Raw genomic sequence first — 19,160 nt, 5'->3', positions numbered from 1 at the left:
CAGCCATGATCGCGGCGAAGCGGAGATGTGGACGCGGTGCACGGCGACACTCCCGGGCCATCGCGATCCCGAGGCGAAGGACAGTGGTTCAGGCGGAGCGGGCAACGTCCTGCGCCCCGGGGGCCGGGGCCGGCGGGGTCTCGGGCGGCAGCAGACGGGGATCGGGCCGGCCCGTCAGTGCTTCCTGGAAGGCGGCCAGGCTGCGGGTCAGGGTGGTGCGCTGGCGGGCGGGCATGGTGGCGAGAGTCCGCATGAGGAGGTCGTCGCGTTCTTCGCGGATGCGGGCCAGATACCGGCGGCCCTCGGCGGTCAACGAGAGGAGAACTTCACGACCGCTGTCGGGGCAGGGATCGCGCCGGACGAAACCAAGGGCCTGCAGACGATCGACCAGGCGTGAGGCGGACGGCGGGGCGGCTCCCAGGAGTTCGACGAGCGCGCGCATGCGGAGGCCGTCCTCGCGGTCGACGAGATACATCACCCGCAGTTGTGAGGCGGGGACATTGGGCGCCGGGGAGTCGCTGCGGGCCTGTTCCCACAGAACGTCGAGGAGCTCGGCTATGTCGCCGACCTGACGGGCTGCCTGGGCGGAGGCGGTGCGGGCGTGCTCGGTCATGTGGTCATCCCGTTCGAGGGAGGCGGTCCCCGGTGGTGAACATCCGCGTCGATCAGGCCTGGTCGGGACCTGCCGCGGTCTCCGGCTGCCCGGCCCGTATGCCGTCGTCGAGTGTATGACGATAAGCCATCGGGTCCGACCGGGTGCGCCGGTCCGCTTCGCCGAGCCGCCCGGGCGCGAGGTGGTCCAGGGTGCCGGTGATCGTCAACATGCGGTCCAGGGCCGCGGTGCGATCGTGCAGGTGCAGGCCGACTCCTGCCGTGGTGGTGCGGCGGTGGAGCATGAGCAGGGCGGACAGCCCCATGGAGTCGATGCTTCCCAGGTCGGCGCAGTTCACCCGCAGCGTGCGCAGACTCGCGGGGGCGGCAGCCAACTGTGCGGTGGCTTCGGCCAGGAAGCGCTCGCAGGTGCCGTGTTCCAGATATCCGTGCAGCTCCAGGTGCAGGACGCCAGTGTCACAGCCCGGCGTGGAGGTCGTGACGGCAAGCCCGGTGGTCCGGTGCGCGGAGGGTGTGGTCATCGGGTGGTCCCGGGAGTGGCGGTGTGCGTATAGCCCGCCGGCTGTGAGGTGGTCGGCGGCCTGGCGGAGCATGTCGGCAGCGCGGTCGAAGTCCTCGAGTTCCGCGCCGAGGATGTGCAGGGTCGGAATGAGGGATCGGGCGGGGACGCTGCGGGCGGTGAGAATGCCGGCGGTCCAGGTGAGGAAGCCGGTGAACAGTTCGACGTCATCGGTGTAGAGAGCAGTCCCCCAGAAACCGACGATGTGCGCGATGTCCTCGGCTGTGCGCGCCCGCTGGGCGTCGGTGTGGGCGGCCATGGCAGGGAAGCGGTCCGGGAACCCATGACGGTGCGGACCAGGGCGGGGCGGGGGCGGGCAACCATCGTGTATTCCTGGTCGGCCAAGCGGGGCAGGTCGTCGATGGGCTGGTGGGCCGGCGCTAGCCGCAGCAGGGGCGCGCTCCAGGAGGCCGGCTGCGGCGGCATCGGGGGCCCGGGCGTCCGCCCCCAGCAGACGGGCGTGTTGGCCCCGGGCGCCGAAGGCGGCTCCGCCGGCCATGGCCGGAGAATCGGTGGCCTGGACCGCGGTGATCGCGGCGTGGGCCAGGGGCAGGCGGGTGGGGATCGCGCTGGAGAGGGCGACCAGGTCGGGGCCGGTGTGGTGGATGTGGGAGATCAGGTGGTCGGTGGGGACCTGCGCGCCGAGGCAGTCGGCCTGCCAGCCGCGCAGCCTCAGGACTTCTGTGACCAGGCGGGCGGGCAGAAAGTGCCACTCGGCGTCCACACCGGCCACCAGGACGCGGCCGCGGGCGCCTGCGGTGTGGTCGGCGCAGTGCGCCGAGAGCGCCGCCAGGGCACGGTCGTTGATGGCGGTGGCGGCGTGCTCCCGGGCGACGGTGATGCGCTTGGCGGCCCGCTCCTCCCCCACCCGGCGCTGGACGTGAGTGATCAGGTCCAGCAGCACGCGCTCGGCGGGTATGCCCTCCTGCGGTGCGGTGAACGGGAGGGCGGTGGCGGTGCGCTCATCTCCGCGCGAGACCGCCTCCCACAGGCCGTCGACCGTGGCGTGGCCGGAACGGTCGGCCGTCGCAGCGCCAGACCCGTCGCCCGTGCCGTCGCCGAGGACGGGGTGCGCAAGGGTCCTCATGCGGTGAACCTCCCCCGGGTGCGACCGTCCACGGCGCTCAGGTGGTGCGTGAGAGGGGCGGCGATGACCATGATGGCCATGTCGTCGTGCGGCCGGCCGGCCAGCCACTGGGAGGCCAGCATCTGCACGTGCTCGACGACCGCCTCGGCCGGCATCGCCGCGCACCGCGCCAGAGCGTTCCTCAGCCGCTGCTCGCCGAACAGCTCATCACCCAGCGGACCGCCCCTGGCCTCGGTGATGCCGTCGGTGAACAGCGCACAGAACTCACCGGGCGCGAGGTGGGCCTCGATCGTCGTGGACGTGATCGTGGGCATGACGCCGATCAGCGTGCCGCGCGAGCCCACCTCTTCGACGGTGCCGTCCTGGCGCACGATCAGTCCCGGCGGATGACCGGCATTGGTCACCCGCAGGAGCACCGAGGCGGCCTCGCGTACGGCAGAGGCCAGCACCAGTGTCGCGAAGCGGGTGTGGTGGGAGCTGAGCAGGGCCCCGTTGAGAAGTTCGAGGACCCGCTGGTGGTCGTCGGCCATCGGCAACAGCGCATGCAGGGTGTTGCGGATCTTGCCCGTCAACACGGCCGCCTCCAGCCCTTTGCCGCACACGTCTCCCAGGACGGCGAAGGACGCCTCCCCTGCCGCCGCGGCCGGGTGGACGTCGTAGAAGTCCCCGCCGATCCGCTCGCTGACCTGCGAGGGACGATATCCGCCGGCGAACTCCACCCCGGAGATCTGGTGCAACGCCGGCGGCAGCAGCTCACGCATCAACGTCACCGTCAGTGAGGCCTGCTCCGCGTACAGGCGGGCCGCGGACAGCGCCGCACCGGCTCGCGCCGCAAAGAGGCGGGCGAAGACCTCCTCGCCCTTGGTGAAAGCACGCTCGCCGCTGCGCCGGAACAAGACCAGCGCTCCGGCAGGAACACCGTGGCCAGGCAGAGGGGTGATCACTATCGAGCCCACCTCGCCTGTCCCCTCGGGGATCAGCCAGTCCGGCGCGTTTGCCGGGTCGATCCAGCGGGAGTGCACCGGGGGGAAGCCCTGCAAGGCCTCGCTCAGGCCCGGTACGTCGGCCGGGTCGGCGTCGTATGCGGCGTGCTGGGGGCTCTGGCCGTGCAGGCAGGCGACGAGGGGTAGCAGCCGGCCGCGCATCGGCGCGACGACCACCGCCGCGTCCGCCAGGTGCTCGGCGGCCAGCCGTGCGGTGACGTCCATGCACCGGGTGACGTTCAGCGAGGAGAGCAGCGCGTTGGAGGCCTCGGTGAGGAACGCGGTGCGCTCACGTTCCATGCGCAGGGCCTCACGGGCGAGACGGTGGTCGGTATCGTCCACCAGCCACCACACCACAGCCCCGTCGCCCTGCACCGTGGGGTGGGCCTCGAAGCTCCGCTCCCCCACCATGCCCGACACGCTTTCCCCCGTCGGAGCCTCTCCTTCGCGGCAGGCGTGGGCCCTGGCCAGCCAGGCCGGCCCACAGACATCCAGGGGCACTCCGGGGCCGAGGCGGGGGAAGAGTGCGACGGCGTGCCGGTTCGCATGGCGTACCGTCCTGTCCGCCTCCACGACCAGAACCGGATAGGGCGACGACGTCCATGCCGCGGCCGACTCGGCCACGGCGCTCTGGGCGGGAACCTGCTCAGCGGGAGTCACAAAATCGAGGGCCCGCTGCGCGAACCCCTCACCTCATCCGGTCGAAATCATTTGCCGTCCGGCAAAGATCTCTCATGGACCCCCCGGCTGGCAACCCGCCCCCGCGATCGCCGTTTAACCGCGGACGTCAATCCCCGCCAGCCCCGCAGAAATGGGACAGCTCATCGCTGGTCCTGCGCCGGTTGGCAGCCCCAGCCCAGCACCGGAGGACGCCTGAAAGGCGGTCAGCGGACTGTCCTTGCGAGGCGCCCGACGAGGAGCACGGCCATCGTGAGGCAAATGGCGCTCTCCGAACACATACGCAGGTACTCGTAGTCCCTCGACAGACGGCGGCACCGTCCCAGCCAGGCGATCGTCCGCTCTACCACCCAACGTCCCGGGACCACTGCGAGGAGGGGCACGGCCGGAGGCGGCGTACCTGTCTTCGCCTGGCCCGGGTCGCGCGGAATCCTCCGTCGCGGCGCTGCGCGAACACGAGCAGGTGGCTGTTGATGCCGCTGACCTCTATACCGCCGTCGTAGCCGTGCAGACCACGGCGTTCGCTGACCCGGACACTCTGACTGTCCACGATGGCCGCACCGGGTGTGGGATCACGGCCAAGCCGCACCCACTCATGTTCGCAGCGCCGTCAGCATCCGTTCCCACTGGCCTTCTTGCTGCCAGAGCCGCCAGTCTGGCCTTCTTGCTGCCAGAGCCGCCAGTGGTGGTAGACGGTCGGCCATGGTGGCAGGTCATGGGGCAGCAATCGTCAGGCGCAGCCGGCCCGTAGCCACTACGCCAACGCGGTCCGGGCAGCAACACCTTGGGTACCAGCCTTCACGCCATGTCCCTCCCTCGCGTCGGCGTGGAGCGCAGCATCGATCGGCCAACTCCACGTACTGAGGGACGGGTTCACAGATTCCACCCGCCGTTGTGATCAGTGAGACCAGCCATACAGGCACACGCTGAAGACATAAGCAGGTCCTCCGCAAAGGAGTTCGGTGGAGCAGCGGCAGCCGAGAAGGGAGTCGCGCAGTCCGTGACGCGATGCCGTGAAGCGGGTTCGGCGGGTTCAAAGCCCCGCAAGTGCAGCCATGGCTGCCTCCCCCGATGAGTTTCGGCCACGGGAGTAGTCCAACGTCCGAAACGACTGTGCGGAGAATCCGAATGGATCTGTACAGCATCGTGTGCGTGAGTGATCGCAGCGAGGCGCTGGAGTGGTTCAGGGCGTTCTTCGGGCGCCCAGCGGACGAGATCATCGGCGATGAGTATCTGTGGCAGCTCGGTGAGAACGCATGGATCGTCGTCGACGACCGGAAGATGCGCGCCGAGCGAGTAGGCACAGCCATGATCACGCTCGGCGTCACCGACCTCGACGACATCCCGGCCCGGCTCGCCGCACACGGGATCGAGCACGATCCCCTCGAGACCTACAGCAACGGCGTGCGCCACGTCGTCGTACTGGACCCCGACGGCAACAGCCTGTCCCTCGCCGGGGCGCCCATCCAGTGAGCCGTGGGCCTTCGCGGTGTGTTGGCACAAGAAGCATGACCTGTCGTGAGCAGATTCCCGGCTGCTGAAGCGTCATCAACGTCGCACGTCAGGGAGGCCTGCCCTCTCTTCGCATTCCCCACGCCAGCTGCACGATCCAAGGTGGCATGATTGATCGTCTGATGAATTGGACGCTCCATGTCCGCGTTGGGGGGACTTTCATGCGTGCTCGTACCGCCGCAGTTTCGGCCGTCTTGATCCTGTGCACTGTCATGGGCTCGGCGGCCTGCTCGTCGTCCTCGGACGGTAACCCTTCTTCGGGCACCTCGACCTCGGGCACACAAGAGAAGAGCCGGCGCGAGGCGGACAGGAGCGGCCCCGATGCCGCCCCCTCGGCCTGCGCGACTTCCAGCGAGAAGATCCCGGAAGACTGCGCCGTCGACATGGATGCAGCCGAAATGGACGAGGCAACTCCCGCCACGCAGCCGCCTGCGACGAACGCGACGCGGGTCCCCTCGGCGAAGTGACTGAGTGGGCCGACCTCTTCAACTCCTGCGCTCGCCCGCGGGTGTGACGCCGCTTCCCCGGCGCCAGATGGTGTCGCCGTGCGGCGGCCGGTGCCCGCGGCGATCGCGATGACCTCGCCCGCAAGGCCAGCGACGACGGCATACCAAGTTCCGCGCCAGGAGGTGCTCCAGGCACGCGTCCATCCGCTCGTCTGGTCCCTGGTGTGCGCCACCGCCTGGAGCACACCCCTTCGCTCTCCCGGCCGGCGCTCCCCCTGCAGCTCGCCGATCCCCCTGCAGGGTCACGGCGGCGGGCCCGGGGCGGAGTGCCACCGGGCCCTCAGGGATCAGCGTCTGCGGGTACGCGTACGGCTGGTGCCGATCCCCGCAACGTGCAAGGCCAGGGCGATCAGCCCCAGGAGCATGACGTTCGTCGAAGAGAACACCTCGTTGGTACTCAGATCAGCCGCATTGATCAGAAACGCCACGAAGAACAACACTGCTGCCACTATGCCGGCCATGAGGCTAGCCCCTCTCCTAGGTAGTACAGCCCGTATGCCCGGCCACCACCCATGCAGACGCGGGGAACAGCGCGAGCAGATGTCCAGGACGCATGCCAGATACAGCCAGGTGCCTCCCACCTGCACGTAGGTGATGTCGCCGCACCGCTTCTCGTCCAACTGCCGGGCCGAGAAGTCACGGCGGACGAGGCCGGGGGCCGGTGGTGCGAGCCGGTCGGGGATCGTGGTGCGCGTACGCCACCGCAGGTGACGGTCCTCGATCCCGTTGGTACGCATCAGCCGCTCGACCCGCTTGCGTTTGACGGCGTGCCCGAACCTGCGCAGCTCGGCGTGGACCCGGCGGACCCCATACGTTCCCTTGTGCTCGGCGTGGATCTCGCGGATCTCCGCGACGAGCCCGTTCTCGGCGGCCCACCGTTCTTCGCGGGCCCCAGCCCCGGCGAGCCGCCGGTAGAAGCCCGAGCGGGAAACCCCAAGGATCCGGCATATCCGCTGCACGCCAAAGTCGGCGCGGTTGTCGGAGATGAAGTCCCAACGGCAGGGCTTCACTCCACCTCCCGAGCGAAACGCGCGGCTGCCCGGCGCAGGATCTCCCGCTCGAGCGCTATGGCGTCCTCCCAGCGACATTGTCTGATCCACCTGGCGACCGGTGGCGTCAGTCCGTGATGTCGGCGCAGTTCGCAGAGCGGATAGGAACACACAAGACGGGTGACATCGTGAAGATGGTTCGTGGTTTCGGAAAGGCCGCGGCGGTCATCGCTATCGGCGGAGGCCGAGCCATCAGCAGGCGGCGGTGGGCGTTGAGGCGTCGGGCTAGGCGTTTGAGGAGTGCGGTGTCCTCGGACTGGACGGCCGCTAGGTGTCGGCGACGGCCGACAAGTGAACCAGTGACGACACCTCAAAGTTGCCCCCCTCCAAGGGGTCTGGCTCGTAAGACCCGGTCCGCAGGCATCCGGGCGGCCGGCCGGGGTAGACGGCTGACCGGCCCGCCCATCGGCGCGGCCAAAACCCGGGAGAGGACACGATCAGCGTGAGCGACGCCGAGCACCGGAAGCAGACCCCCGACGGAGCAGCCGAACTCCTGGTGCGCTGCCTGGAGAACGAGGGCGTCGAGGTGGTGTTCGGCGTGCCCGGCGAGGAGAACATCCGTTTCACCAACGCCCTCGCCCGCTCGGAGAAGATCCGCTACATCCTCACCCGGCACGAGCAGGCCGCGTCCTTCATGGCGGAGATGCACGGCCGACTCACCGGCTCGGCGGGTGTGATGTCCGCGACGCTGGGGCCCGGCGCGATCAACCTGATGCTGGGCGTCGCCGACGCCATGACGAACAGCACGCCCGTCGTCGCGATCACCGCGCAGGTCGGCAAGGAGCGCAACTACAAGGAGTCCCACCAGTTCGTGGACCTGGTGAGCATGTTCGCGCCGGTCACGAAGTGGTCGGCGGACGTCCCGGCCACCCGGGCCATCCCAGAGATGGTGCGGCGCGCGTTCAAGACCGCGGAGTCCGAGCGGCCCGGCGCCGTCTACCTCGCCGTGCCCGAGGATGTCGACGAGGCGACGGACGGCTCGGACCTGCGCCCGCTGCGCAGAAACGTCGTGCAGCCCGAGGCGCCGTCCCCGAAGCAGATCAAGCGGGCGGCGGAGCTGCTGCGGGAGGCCCGCCGGCCGGTGATCCTCGCCGGACACGGCGCGGCGCGCGGCGGCGCCGAGGAGTCGCTGACGGCGTTCGCCACCGCACTCGACGTGTCGACGGCAACCACCTTCCACGGCAAGGGCGTCCTGCCCGACGACCACCCGTGCGCGACCGGCACGTTCGGCTTCATGCGGCGCGACTACACCAACTTCGGGTTCGAGGAGGCCGACGTCGTCATCGCCGTCGGCTACGAGCTGCAGGAGTTCGACCCGTCCCGGATAAACCCGGATGGTGACAAGAAGATCGTCCACATCCACCGCTTCCCGGCGGAGGTGGACGACAGCTACTCGGTCGATGTCGGCATCATCGGCGACATCTCCGCCTCCCTCGACGCCCTCGTCACCGAACTCGACGGCCAGCGCTGGACCATCGACGACGAGGACACCACGGCCACCCGCGCGCTGCTGGCCAAGGAACTCGAGCAGGGCGCCGCGGACGAGCGCTATCCGCTCGCTCCGCAGCGCGTCATCGCCGACACCCGCGCCGCGCTCGGTCGCGACGACATCGTGCTGGTCGACACCGGCGCGCTGAAGATGTGGATGGCCCGGCTCTACCCGACGTACGCGCCGAACACCTGCCTCATCTCCAACGGCTTGTCCACCATGGGCTTCTCGCTGCCCGGCGCGCTCGCGGTCCAGCTCGCCAGGCCGCAGACGAAGGTTCTGGCGGCGGTCGGCGACGGCTCGTTCCTCATGCACTCCCAGGAGATCGAGACGGCTGTCCGCGAGAACATCCCGCTGACCGTGCTGATCTGGGAGGACAACGGCTACGGGCTCATCAAGTGGAAGATGGACCTGGAGGTCGGGGAGAACTCCAACACCGACTTCGGCAACCCGGACATCGTCCAGTACGCCCGCAGCTTCGGCGCGAAGGGCTACCGCATCGAGTCCGCCGGGGACCTGCTGCCGACGCTCCGTGAGGCACTGGCGGACCCGGGCGTGTCGATCATCAACTGCCCGGTGGATTACGCCGAGAACATGAACCTCATCGAGCACCTCGGTCACCTCGACTCGGCGCTCTGACCCGCCCGCGCGGCGCGGCCCGACTCCCGTACGGGCCGCGCTTCCTGGGCCACTGTCACGCCTCGCGCGCAGCGTCCCGCCCCGAGGAGGGCGGCAGCTGGGGCACCGGCAGCAGGACGGGCCCGGCAGTGGGCTCCTTGGGGCACACGTCCCCGCACTGGCTGTCCAGCGAGCAGCACAGCGAGCAGATCGGACCGTCGTGGGCCGGGCAGTCCGCGATGTCGGGCAGCGCGTAGTGGGTGCGGCACACCACGCACTCGTGGGGTGACGGTGACGTCGGGCACGTCCACCCCCAGCCCGTAAAAACGGTGTTCGTCCGAGCCAGGTAGAGGCCGCCCTTGGTCAGCCAGGCCATCAGCAGCACAGCACCAGCGCCTGCCCGCACGCCACCGGGCTGGAGATCAGGGGCCTGCCAGGCCGGTCATCGCCTTGCGTTCGCCACCGCCGCCCAGTGGGGCGCCCGCCTCACCGACGCTCATGCCAACGGCCGCCTGGCCGACGGACTCACCCGGCTCAGCCGGATCCCGCTGATCGTCGTGGACGAGATGGGATACATCCCCTTCGAGCCTGAGGCCGCGAACCTGTTCTTCCCGTTCATCTCGGGCCGCTACGAACACGCGTCCGTGATCGTCACGAGCAACAAGCCCTTCGCACGCTGGGGTGAAGTCTTCGGCGACGACACCGTCGCCGCCGCGATGTTCGACCGACTCGTCCACCACGCCGAAGTGATCTACCTCAAGGGCGACTCCTACCGCATGCGCGGCCGCGACCTCGGACGGGTTCCCGCAGCCAACACCAGGCAATGAACAACATCAACTGACGGACCGGGGTCGTCTTTCACCCGTCGGAACTGGTCCACAGTTCAGGCGTCGCCGACAGGGGAAGAGGCGCCTTGCGGGACGCACCCGCGTGGAAAGCATGCCGCAAGGCGCCGCGCCCGAAGCGCAGAGACCACCCCAGCCCTGTGGCCGGCGCTTGATGCTGACAAAGATCCCTAAGGCGGTTACGCCCCACCGCTCAGGCCGAGTGGCTCCCGACACCGAGCCGCTCCGGACAGGACTGCACAGACTCGTGACGTCGCGTGCTGATCAGGCCGCAGTCGTATCTCCGAATACCCGACGGGGGGGCAAGGACGTGCTCAGGCAGTGAGCAGCTCGGCGATCTCATCGGCGAGCTTGGGGCCGAGCGAGCCCCAGCCGTCCTTGTAGCCGTAGACGCTCGCCAGGGTGCGGGCGTCGTAGTCGCCGTTGAGGATGTCGATGTCGGTGGGGTTGATGAGCGAGGGGTGGGCGACGCCGACGGCGCCCGCAACCCTCAGCAACTCCCTGCGCAGGGTGCGCAGGTACATCGCGGCCCGGATGGCCTTCGAGGGTGCGTCGATGCCGCGCGTCAGCCACGGGTCCTGGGTGGCAATGCCGGTGGGGCATGCGTCGGTGTGGCACTTCTGCGCCTGGATACAGCCGATGGACAGCATCGCCTCACGGCCCACGTTGACCATGTCGACGCCGAGGGCGAACGCGACGACGGCGTTCTCGGGCAGGCCGAGCTTGCCGGAGCCGATGAAGGTGATGTCGTCGGTCAGCCCGCGCTCGGCGAACACGCCGTAGACGCGGGAGAAGCCCATGCGGAACGGCAGGGACACCGAGTCGGCGAAGATCAGGGGAGCAGCCCCGGTGCCGCCCTCGCCTCCGTCGATGGTCACGAAGTCGACCCCTCGATCACCTCGCTCCATCAGGGCGGCGAGTTCCTCCCAGAAGCCCATTTCCCCGATGGCGCTCTTGATCCCGACGGGCAATCCGGTCTCCGTGGCGAGCAGTTCCACGAAGTCGAGCATCGAGTCCACGTCATGGAACGCGGTGTGCCGCGACGGCGACGCGCAGTCCTTGCCCGCGGGGATGTCGCGGATCTTGGCGATCTCGTCGGTCACCTTCGCACCCGGCAGCATGCCGCCGAGCCCCGGCTTCGCACCCTGCGAGAGCTTGATCTCGATCGCCTTGACGGGCCCGCTCGCGACCACGGACTTGAGCTTGTCGAGGTTGAACGTCCCGTCCTCGTTGCGGCAGCCGAAGTACGACGTACCGATCTGGAGGACGAGTTCCCCACCGTTGAGGTGGTAAGGCGACAGGCCGCCCTCGCCGGTGTTGTGCATCGTCCCGGCCAGCGCCGCGCCCTTGTTGAGCGCCGTGACGGCCGCGCCGGACAGCGAGCCGAAGCTCATCGCCGAGATGTTGACGACACTCGCCGGACGGAACGCCTTCGCGCGGCCTCGTGGTCCGCCGAGCACCTTGGCCGAGGGCAACGGCGCCTGCGCGTCGCGCAGATCGGGCAGCCGACCGGCGAACGTGCGCTGCTTCACGTACGCGTGACCCTGCACGTGCTCGACGTCGTTGTCGGTGCCGAACCCGAAGTAGTTGTTCTCCTCCTTCGCCGACGCGTAGATCCAGCTGCGCTGGTCACGGCTGAAGGGCCGTTCCTCGTCGTTGGACGTCACGACGTACTGCCGCAGCTCGGGGCCGATCCTCTCCAGCAAGTACCTGGCGTGCCCCACCACGGGGAAGTTCCTCAGCAGTGCGTGCTTCTTCTGCACAAGGTCGCGGGCGGCCACCAGCGCCAACGCCGTGGCGGCTGACGCGCCTATGTTCCGAGCACGCATGAAAGACGTTCCTCTCCTCGACTGGCCGAACCTCACCACGACCGGCTACCCCACGCCACCGAAATGCAACGGGAGGGCGGCGAAGGCTCTCGTCCCACCGCGCCAAGCTAGGGGCATCAGGGCGGCTCGCAGTGATTCGGCAGCCGCCCACTCGGCCGTCGGTCGTCGGCCTTGTGCGGCATGACCATCTCGCGGAAGCCACACCGCTGCGCGCCGACGTTCGGCAGGCATCCGCCGGTCTAGGCCGATACGCGCCCCTGGCGCAGCGATGCCTACAGCCCCCTTGACGCTGATCCTGACTCGGGCGAATCGTGGCCCTCTGTGTCACATTCCGCCCCGAAAGGGGACTTGCATGTCGTTCACCTGGCGATGCCCGGTGCGCCCCGACTGCGACTTCTGCCGCATCGGCAACCTCGATGGTAGTTTCGACGAAGGTGCTCCCCCAGTTGTTCGAGGACTGGGAGACCGAGACCATGCACACACACGGCTGGACCCGGGCACCTCAACTCGCGCCTCCCGAGAGCCCGGCTCCCCGCCGATGCGGTTGAAGACCAGCGGCATGGGCGGGTGCGGCACATCGCCAAGCCCACCTCCGGGGGCCACCCAGCGGGTGCGTCACATCGGGCTCTCCGTGCCGTCGGCGTCCTTCACCTTGCGCCCGATCTCCAGCTTGTCCTTTCTCAGGCGGTCAAGTCCCGCAGTGTTCCTGAGCAGCTACGCGCACCAAGCCGCTCTCGTTCGACCCGAGCGCGATCGCGCGCGACCCGTAGAACGAAACGGCGGTAGGTCAGCGGTCCTGTGACAGTTTGTAGAGTTCGGCAAGGAGTCCACCGCGGTCCATCAGTTGCTGCCAGGTGCCTTCTTCGCGCACCCGGCCGCCGTCGAGCGCGATGATGCAGTCAGCGATCCGCCGTTCTCGAGGTTGTGCGTCACGAAGACCGCGGCCCGGCCATGGGCGAGTCCTTTGAACCGGCTGATCACCCGGTGTTCGGCGCGGGCGTCCATCGCGGACGTCAGCTCGTCCGGCATCAGCATGGCCGCATCCTGGTAGAAGGCCCTAGCGACCGCGTGCGCTGCCACTGCCCGCCGGACAGGTCGGTACCGCCCCAGTTGGAGCTCGCGACCAGGGTGTCGAGCCCGTAGGGAACCTGTCCGATGACGCTGTCCGCGCCGGCCGCCGCCCGGGCAGCATCCAGGAGCAGGGCGTCGTTGCTGGTGCGGGGTTGGCCGAGGTGGATGTTCTCGCGCAGGTTCATGGGCCAGCGGGTGTAGTCCTGCGAGCCCAGTCCCACGCGTGGCCAGAGGCTGTGCGGATCGGCTTCGGCCACGTCCAGGCCGTCCCACGTCACCCTGCCGCCAGAGTTGGCGGAGCGTAGTCCGGTGAGCAGGGCGGCCAGGGTGGTCTTGCCCGAGCCGTTCTCTCCGACCAGTGCGATCATTTCACCGCGGCGCAGGATGAGTCTGACGCTGTCGGACGCCGGGATATGTGCTCCGCTGAAACCCATCCGTGGTGGAGGGGTACCGGGATAGCAACGAGAACATGCGCCCGGTCAAGCCGGACCGCGGAAAGTCATCCGCCCGTTTCGACGGGTTAGCCGCTGCGGTCATGGCCCTTGACGGGTACGTGCGTAAACCACTGAAGCATCCTCGCGTTGCGAGTGCTTAGCTCTGCAGCTCTCGTCGAACCTGCTTTAGTTCGCGTTTGAAGTTACGAACAGCACTCTCGTTGTAGTTAGTGAGGCCCTGCATGAAGAAGGTGCTAGGAGTTAGTATCGCATGCACTCCTTGCTTCCAGCTCTTAAGGGGGTGCTCGAAAAGTTTCCCAATTTGACTCCCAAAACGCATCTCATCGGTTACTTCTAGCGCTTCACGTATCGCCCTTTTGCTTAGTTCAAACTCTCGTAAGTAGACGTACGAAGAAGCCATCAGGCAACATGCCATCACATCTCCCTTCAGCGCTCCAACGACTGCCGGGAGGGTGGCGTATTCATCATAGCTGTAGACATCTTGATAAGCGGAATGAGCTGACTCCAGATGCGATACGGCTGACCATAGTTGCCCGGAAGGATTAACAGCCATTTCCGTCTTACTCAATGCGTCACGTGCAGCTTTCATTTCCGAATGACCGAAAGTGCCTAGCGTTCGAGCCATATTGCCGTTCTCAACATACCTCTTGAGTTTGGAGTAATACGGAGTTACGAATTCCACCAAGTCATACACATCGTCCGGGTCAACGGCCATGGCGCGCTCGCTTCCAACTGCTCGTGATCGAGATGCTAGCCCATAGCTACCGCGCTAGCCATACGTCGTTTCAAGTTTGGATTGGACACATGAAGAACATTAGAGAACTCACGGCACTTGAATCCCAGCCGGAAAGGAACAGCCGATGACGGAGACACCGTTGCAAACTACAGTTCGACTCCGCGCGCATACTGATCGCCGGAAGAACGGAGCCCAGAATTGGTCGAACGCGGGGTAGGCCGGATCAATCTGAACTGCCCCTACCCCCGGTAACGACAAAGCCCGGCGCATCGAATCCTTCACCGACCAGGCTCGGGCGCATTTCGGCCAACACGCGGTCAGACCCGCCACGCTCGCCATGCAGCGCCCGTCCGATCGACCAAGTATTCCGTTTTCTGGCCTGCGGTATCGATGTAGCCGACCGCGGCACAGATCCGGATGGGACACGTCGTGGTCGGTGGCAGCAACGAGTCCACCGGCGCGCAGCCCGGTATCCCCGACACCGCCATCTGCACAGGCTGCGGACCCAGGCACCTGCGTCCGCTGGCACAGTCCCTTTCACGCCGGAACCGCCGGCGACAACGCGGCCAACGCCACCGACCTGGGTTGGTGAGCTGCTGAACGGCCCGTGCACGGGGAAGAACGCATACGCAGGGGCGGATCGGGAGGGGGCGGTATTCGTGATCGCGGGCAACAGCGACTCGGCGCTCAAGCGCGCCAGAGGAGCGCGGAACATGACGCTGGAGGAGGCCGCCGACGAGTTGAACGTGATCACCGGCGGGGCGACGGATGCCAGTTTGATGAGCGCTTGGGAGTCGGGGCGGCGCCGTACGGGCAAGCGGAACCGCGCGGGGTGGTGCCGGCTCTACCGCGAGCGCCCGGAGGTCCTATTCGCGCACCAGGACGGCGCGGACACCAGCGTGCTGGAGACCTCCGGCACCGCGGTGGTCGTCGAGGTCCTCACCCGCTGGACGGACTTGGTCGAAGCGATGCTCGACGTCGTCGCGGGAGCGCGTGAGCAGCTGGTAGTCACCGGGAGCCGGTCCGGGAGAAGGCGTATCTCGCGGCGATCGAGACGACCGTGGCGCAGCATCCCGACCTCCCCCGCTCGTCGGCTCTCCGCTCTGCCGGCCGCGTCGATGGCTGGCTGCCGAACGGAAGCCGCTTCGCGGTGCTCGTGCTGTTCACTCTGGTCCTGGCGAATTGCCGGGGCCGCTGACACGGCCCCAGGTCAGGGAGACTTGGGGCGCTTAAACGTGAACACCCACTCCACGACATACCCTTCGTCGAGCCCCGCGCTGTGATTCGTTCTATAGACATGCCCTGCAGGAGCAAGGCCGACTACCTCCCAGCCGTTCTCTCCCCACAGCCTCAGCGTCTCGTCGATGTCCTCATCGCTCGCGGGCTTGATCCTCACGAATCGCTGCTCCCAGACCGCCACCGGCCCCACCTCCCATAGACGCCGGGGCCGCCGTTCGCCGCCAGGCATCCCCGCCGCCCCGGTACACCCATCCCGATCACACGAGACAGGAACACCACCATGGCACGGGACAACGGCCCCAAGACCCTGGCCCTGCGCAACCCCACTGCCCAACTCCCCTCCAGGCCCGCCGGCCGGACACTCGCCGGGGTTGGGGCCGGGCGTCGGCGAGTGTGGGTGTGATCCCCCCCTCACCCGCAGGAACCATGAACCCGCAACCCGTGCACCCCGTCATCGACACCCACGTCATCCTGCGCGACGGCGACCAGCCCCTCCTCTCCCTGCGCGGCGGCCCCTACGGCAGAGGCCGCTGGCACCTGCCCTCCGGCAGCTCGACCGGGGCGAGAGGCTCAGCGCCGGGGCCGCCCGCGAACTGCTCGAAGAGACCGGCATCGAGGTCGACCCCGGCCACCTGCGCCTGGCGCACGTCGTGCACCATCGGCTGAACGCTGCCATGGAGCGAATCGGGTTCTTCTTCCTGGTTACCGAGTGGAGCGGGTAGCACGTCAACCGGGTGCCGGCGAAGTGCCGGGGCCTGCGGTGGTTCAGCGTCCACGAGCTGCCCGACGACATCATCGAAGCCCCAAGGAAGGCCTCCTCGGCTCCCTGCACGAGCACGGCGGGCTCACCGAGCACGGCTGGGCATAACTCCAGTGCCCCACACCGAATGTCGGCTCCGGCCCCGCAGCGACCAGCGGGACCGGAGCCGAACACCCGTCTTGCGCCGGGATGTAACGCTTCGTGCAATGACGAAGTCCACAGGACAGGGCCGGTGTTGAGGCTCGGCACCGGGCCGATGCCCCGTCAGCCGGAGAAGCCGGGCTGCGACGGCCTCACCCGTTCCGCTTGCCTCATGCTCGAAAGCGCCTGACTCCGTTCGCCGTGACTGGCCTGCACGAGGGCCAGTTGGGCCAGTAGGTAGGCGCGCGCATCTGTGGGCGCCCGCGATCCTTCGACCTCCAGGGCTGTGGACGCGAGGTGGCGTGCGTTAGTCATTTGGTTCAGTTGCAGCGCCTGGGTGGGCAGGGCGCGCAGGGCGATGGCGGCCTGCAGCGGGCGTCCTGCCTGGCCTGCGCGGCTGCAGGCGAGCTGGAAGTAGCGCCGAGCAAGAGCGTGGGAGCCAGTATCGGAAATCATGTCGCCCGGCAGACGGTCCAGTTGCGTCGCTACTGCGAGCAGACCGGTGTGTCCTGGGCGCGCTGCGAGGAGATGGCCTGCTTGGTCACCCGCATTCGTCACCGGCGGCCTTCACGTACTGACCGGCGGACTCGGCGGTATCGGCGCGCCACTCACCATGCGCTTGGTCCTGCGTATTCTCCCCTCGGCCCGAACGTGTTTCACTGCGGCTATGACTGACGCAGCATCAGATAACGAAGCGGACTACATCGTCGTGGGCGCCGGCAGCGCAGGCTGCATCGTCGCGCGCAGGCTCGCGGACACCGGTGCGAGCGTCATTCTGGTGGAGGCGGGCGCGGATCGGCTTGACCGATCGCGCGTCATCCGGGTCCCGGGCATGATCTCGATCATGCACTCCGTACCCCAGGTGAAGAAGCGTTTCGACTGGGGCTACTACACGACTCCGCAGGAGCACGCGGGCGGCCGCCGAATTCCCGTCACCCGCGGCAAGCTGCTCGGCGGCTCCAGCGCCATCAACGGCATGCTCTTCGTCCGTGGCCACCGGCGCAACTACGACGACTGGGCCGCGGCAGGCTGCACCGGCTGGTCACACGCCGAGATACTGCCCTCCTACAAGCGCATGGAGGACTGGGAGGACGGCGCGAGCGAACTGCGTGGCGCCGGGGGCCCAGTGGCGGTGACCCGCCAAAGCGGTCTCACTCCGGCGTCCCACGCGTTGGTGGAAGCATTCGGCGACGCGCTGGATTCACCCCGCAACGACGACTACAACGGAACCGAACAAGCAGGCGTCGGCGTCGTACAGATGAGCGCCCGAGACGGTGTCCGCTACAGCGCCTCGCACGCCTATCTCGGTAACGACCGGCCGACCGGCCTGAAGATACGTTCGGCGGCCATGGTGACGCGCGTGATGCTCGAAGCGGGCCGGTGCGTGGGGGTGGAGATCACCAACGGCCGACGGCAGCGGCAGATACTGCGCGCCGGGCGCGAGGTCGTGCTGTCGGCCGGTGTGGTGGGCTCGGCGCAGATACTGCTCCTCTCCGGGATCGGTCCCGCGGAGCAACTGCGCGGCCTGGGGCTCGATGTGGCCGTCGATCTTCCGGTCGGGCGAAACCTCCACGATCACCTCTTCGTACCGATGACCTTCCTTGCCCCTAGCGCACAACACCGCGGCACCGCACGCCACTTCTTCGCCGGAATGGTCTCGGAGTCGGTGCGCGGCGGCGGTTGGCTGGGACGTACCGTCTTCGAGGCGATGGCCTTCGTACGGACTGCCGCAGCCCAGACTCCCGCCGATCAGCCCGATCTGCAGCTGCTCGCCCTCCCCTGGTCGTATCCGAGTCCCAACCAGGACGCGCCCGTCCGTCACGCCGTCGACAAACGGGCGGCGCTGACGGTGATGCCGACGCTCATCTACCCCAAGAGCCGCGGCGAGTTGCGGCTGGCCTCCGCCGACCCCGCCGTCGCTCCACTGATCGACCCGGGCTTTCTCTCCGATCCTGATGACGCCCGTTTCCTCGTCGCCGGCATGAAACTCGTGCGGGAGGTCATGGCGCACAAGCGCCTCACCGAGGTCGTCACCGGCGAGCTTCATCCGGGCCCGGCCATCGCCGACGAGACAGACCTCGCACGCGAGCTGCCACAGCGCATCCACTCCGTCTACCACCCGGTCGGCACCTGCAAGATGGGCGGATACGAGGATGAGGATGCCGTCGTCGATCCTGAACTGAGGGTGCGCGGCATCGAAGGCCTGCGCGTCGCCGATGCCGCCGTGATACCGAGCATCACGGGCGGGAACACCAACGCTCCCGCCATGCTGATCGGTGAGCGGTGCGCGGAGTTGATGACGCAACACGGCAAGTAGGCAGTGGGTGTGCCGGTGCATGTGGGCCGCCAGGCGGGGTCCGCTCCCGCTTGCGCGGGGAGCAGATTCGCCGACCCGGTGCTCACCGGTGAAGGCGACCAATAGTTTCCTCGATCCAGCCCGCGGTGTGCCTTGGCCGGCAGCAGCGGGGCTGGCTCTGACGCCCAAGATCCAAGTCGGACGTTCCGCTTGGCCGCTCTGGGCGTCACCGGCGGCCGGAGGTTGCCGAGGGGGCGCACGCCGACAGACACGGTGCACATGTCGCCGAACGCCGGCGAGGCCAGCTTCGGTGTCCCGTACCGCTACCCCGTGACGCGGAGGCTCGAGGACCTGTTCAGCGGCCTCTGGGGAAGCGGGAGGGCTCAGCCCGGGGTCCCCGCAGCAGCCACGACAGGTGTGACGTTCTCCTGGTCCAGGATGCAGTGGGCAGGGCACCGACTGGTCATCCGCGGCATTCACTCGCACGACGCCAAGGAAGCGCGACGGGTAGGTAATTCTGGCGGACGTTCCAGATGGCGAGTGAGGCGGTCCTTCAGGCCTTGGAGGAGCGAGCAGAGATCGTGGGCGCCTCTTCCGCACAGGCAGACGGACGGCACGCACATCCTCACCGCGGCGTACGACGCGGCGTCGACCTTCCCCGGTCAGGAAGCCCACCCGTTCGGACAAGCACGCTC

The 19,160-nt window shown here is 68.1% G+C and carries 15 protein-coding genes and 2 pseudogenes; 6 read left to right on the top strand and 11 right to left on the bottom strand.

The window, feature by feature from the left end; genetic code table 11:
* Positions 1-88: 88 nt before the first annotated feature.
* From ABZ906_RS39610 to ABZ906_RS39595, 4 genes and pseudogenes are all read right to left on the bottom strand, one after another.
* On the bottom strand, positions 89-613 hold the full coding sequence (locus ABZ906_RS39610) for a MarR family transcriptional regulator (RefSeq protein ID WP_361391036.1): 525 nt from the start codon (positions 611-613) through the stop codon (positions 89-91).
* Positions 614-665: 52 nt separating this feature from the next.
* A complete protein-coding gene (locus tag ABZ906_RS39605) occupies positions 666-2,258 on the bottom strand; it encodes a cobalamin-dependent protein (protein ID WP_361391033.1) in 1,593 nt (530 codons plus the stop codon).
* Positions 2,255-3,901, bottom strand: a complete 1,647-nt coding sequence (locus ABZ906_RS39600; RefSeq protein WP_361391030.1) for a PP2C family protein-serine/threonine phosphatase — start codon at positions 3,899-3,901, stop codon at positions 2,255-2,257. The genes ABZ906_RS39605 and ABZ906_RS39600 overlap by 4 nt, the downstream gene beginning before the upstream one ends.
* Before the next feature lie 224 nt (positions 3,902-4,125).
* Positions 4,126-4,383: pseudogene (locus tag ABZ906_RS39595) on the bottom strand (transposase); the annotation flags it as partial.
* Between the two features lie 688 nt (positions 4,384-5,071).
* Here ABZ906_RS39595 and ABZ906_RS39590 point away from each other — a divergent pair.
* Together ABZ906_RS39590 and ABZ906_RS39585 are read left to right on the top strand one after the other, a co-directional pair.
* A complete protein-coding gene (locus ABZ906_RS39590; RefSeq protein WP_361391028.1) occupies positions 5,072-5,392 on the top strand; it encodes a VOC family protein in 321 nt (106 codons plus the stop codon).
* A gap of 146 nt (positions 5,393-5,538) precedes the next feature.
* Positions 5,539-5,898 carry a hypothetical protein gene (locus tag ABZ906_RS39585; RefSeq protein ID WP_361391026.1) on the top strand — a complete coding sequence of 120 codons (360 nt, stop codon included), beginning with the start codon at positions 5,539-5,541 and terminating at the stop codon, positions 5,896-5,898.
* 545 nt (positions 5,899-6,443) lie between these two features.
* Here ABZ906_RS39585 and ABZ906_RS39580 read toward each other — a convergent pair.
* Positions 6,444-7,004: pseudogene (locus tag ABZ906_RS39580) on the bottom strand (IS3 family transposase); the annotation flags it as partial.
* 424 nt (positions 7,005-7,428) lie between these two features.
* On the opposite strand from ABZ906_RS39580, the gene ABZ906_RS39575 reads away from it, so the two are divergent.
* Positions 7,429-9,114 carry an acetolactate synthase large subunit gene (locus tag ABZ906_RS39575; RefSeq protein ID WP_361391024.1) on the top strand — a complete coding sequence of 562 codons (1,686 nt, stop codon included), beginning with the start codon at positions 7,429-7,431 and terminating at the stop codon, positions 9,112-9,114.
* A 55-nt stretch (positions 9,115-9,169) separates the two neighbouring features.
* Here ABZ906_RS39575 and ABZ906_RS39570 read toward each other — a convergent pair whose 3' ends face one another.
* On the bottom strand, positions 9,170-9,469 hold the full coding sequence (locus tag ABZ906_RS39570) for a hypothetical protein (RefSeq protein ID WP_361391022.1): 300 nt from the start codon (positions 9,467-9,469) through the stop codon (positions 9,170-9,172).
* Here ABZ906_RS39570 and ABZ906_RS39565 point away from each other — a divergent pair.
* Positions 9,453-9,920, top strand: a complete 468-nt coding sequence (locus ABZ906_RS39565; protein ID WP_361391020.1) for an ATP-binding protein — start codon at positions 9,453-9,455, stop codon at positions 9,918-9,920. The two genes, ABZ906_RS39570 and ABZ906_RS39565, sit on opposite strands and share 17 nt — an antisense overlap.
* A gap of 332 nt (positions 9,921-10,252) precedes the next feature.
* Here the strand turns inward: ABZ906_RS39565 and ABZ906_RS39560 are convergent, their stop codons facing one another.
* The 5 genes from ABZ906_RS39560 to ABZ906_RS39540 all read right to left on the bottom strand — a co-directional run bounded on the left by ABZ906_RS39560 (position 10,253) and on the right by ABZ906_RS39540 (position 15,449).
* Positions 10,253-11,767, bottom strand: coding sequence for an FMN-binding glutamate synthase family protein (locus ABZ906_RS39560; RefSeq protein ID WP_361391018.1), 1,515 nt, complete (start codon positions 11,765-11,767; stop codon positions 10,253-10,255).
* Between the two features lie 840 nt (positions 11,768-12,607).
* Positions 12,608-12,802: a hypothetical protein gene (locus tag ABZ906_RS39555; RefSeq protein ID WP_361391016.1), complete on the bottom strand. Its 195-nt coding sequence runs from the start codon at positions 12,800-12,802 to the stop codon at positions 12,608-12,610.
* Positions 12,796-13,206 (bottom strand): ATP-binding cassette domain-containing protein, encoded by a 411-nt coding sequence (locus ABZ906_RS39550; RefSeq protein ID WP_361391014.1) that lies wholly within the window; start codon positions 13,204-13,206, stop codon positions 12,796-12,798. The genes ABZ906_RS39555 and ABZ906_RS39550 overlap by 7 nt, the downstream gene beginning before the upstream one ends.
* A gap of 223 nt (positions 13,207-13,429) precedes the next feature.
* Complete coding sequence (locus tag ABZ906_RS39545; protein ID WP_361391012.1) at positions 13,430-14,008, bottom strand: hypothetical protein; 579 nt, start codon at positions 14,006-14,008, stop codon at positions 13,430-13,432.
* A 1,231-nt stretch (positions 14,009-15,239) separates the two neighbouring features.
* Positions 15,240-15,449, bottom strand: a complete 210-nt coding sequence (locus ABZ906_RS39540) for a hypothetical protein (RefSeq protein WP_361191410.1) — start codon at positions 15,447-15,449, stop codon at positions 15,240-15,242.
* Between the two features lie 245 nt (positions 15,450-15,694).
* Here ABZ906_RS39540 and ABZ906_RS39535 point away from each other — a divergent pair, with 245 nt between their 5' ends.
* Both ABZ906_RS39535 and ABZ906_RS39530 read left to right on the top strand, forming a co-directional pair.
* The gene (locus ABZ906_RS39535) at positions 15,695-15,934 is read left to right on the top strand and encodes a hypothetical protein (protein WP_361391010.1); all 240 of its coding nucleotides are present in this window, start codon (positions 15,695-15,697) and stop codon (positions 15,932-15,934) included.
* 902 nt (positions 15,935-16,836) lie between these two features.
* Positions 16,837-18,486 (top strand): GMC family oxidoreductase N-terminal domain-containing protein, encoded by a 1,650-nt coding sequence (locus ABZ906_RS39530; protein WP_361391008.1) that lies wholly within the window; start codon positions 16,837-16,839, stop codon positions 18,484-18,486.
* The last annotated feature ends 674 nt before the right edge of the window (positions 18,487-19,160 follow it).

Origin of the sequence: Streptomyces sp. NPDC046925, assembly GCF_040644915.1 — a bacterium.
In the GTDB taxonomy this organism is placed as follows: Bacteria; Actinomycetota; Actinomycetes; order Streptomycetales; family Streptomycetaceae; genus Streptomyces.
The sequence above is the reverse complement of the archived record's forward strand: the minus strand, read 5'-3'. Positions and strand labels throughout refer to the sequence as shown.

Coding starts and splice junctions, on each gene's coding strand:
- ABZ906_RS39610 (WP_361391036.1), bottom strand. CDS start 613: ATGACCGAGCACGCCCGCACCGCCTCCGCCCAGGCAGCCCGTCAGGTC.
- ABZ906_RS39605 (WP_361391033.1), bottom strand. CDS start 2,258: ATGAGGACCCTTGCGCACCCCGTCCTCGGCGACGGCACGGGCGACGGG.
- ABZ906_RS39585 (WP_361391026.1), top strand. CDS start 5,539: ATGATTGATCGTCTGATGAATTGGACGCTCCATGTCCGCGTTGGGGGG.
- ABZ906_RS39570 (WP_361391022.1), bottom strand. CDS start 9,469: ATGGCCTGGCTGACCAAGGGCGGCCTCTACCTGGCTCGGACGAACACC.
- ABZ906_RS39560 (WP_361391018.1), bottom strand. CDS start 11,767: ATGCGTGCTCGGAACATAGGCGCGTCAGCCGCCACGGCGTTGGCGCTG.
- ABZ906_RS39555 (WP_361391016.1), bottom strand. CDS start 12,802: ATGCTGATGCCGGACGAGCTGACGTCCGCGATGGACGCCCGCGCCGAA.
- ABZ906_RS39550 (WP_361391014.1), bottom strand. CDS start 13,206: ATGATCGCACTGGTCGGAGAGAACGGCTCGGGCAAGACCACCCTGGCC.
- ABZ906_RS39545 (WP_361391012.1), bottom strand. CDS start 14,008: ATGGCCGTTGACCCGGACGATGTGTATGACTTGGTGGAATTCGTAACT.
- ABZ906_RS39535 (WP_361391010.1), top strand. CDS start 15,695: ATGAACCCGCAACCCGTGCACCCCGTCATCGACACCCACGTCATCCTG.
- ABZ906_RS39530 (WP_361391008.1), top strand. CDS start 16,837: ATGACTGACGCAGCATCAGATAACGAAGCGGACTACATCGTCGTGGGC.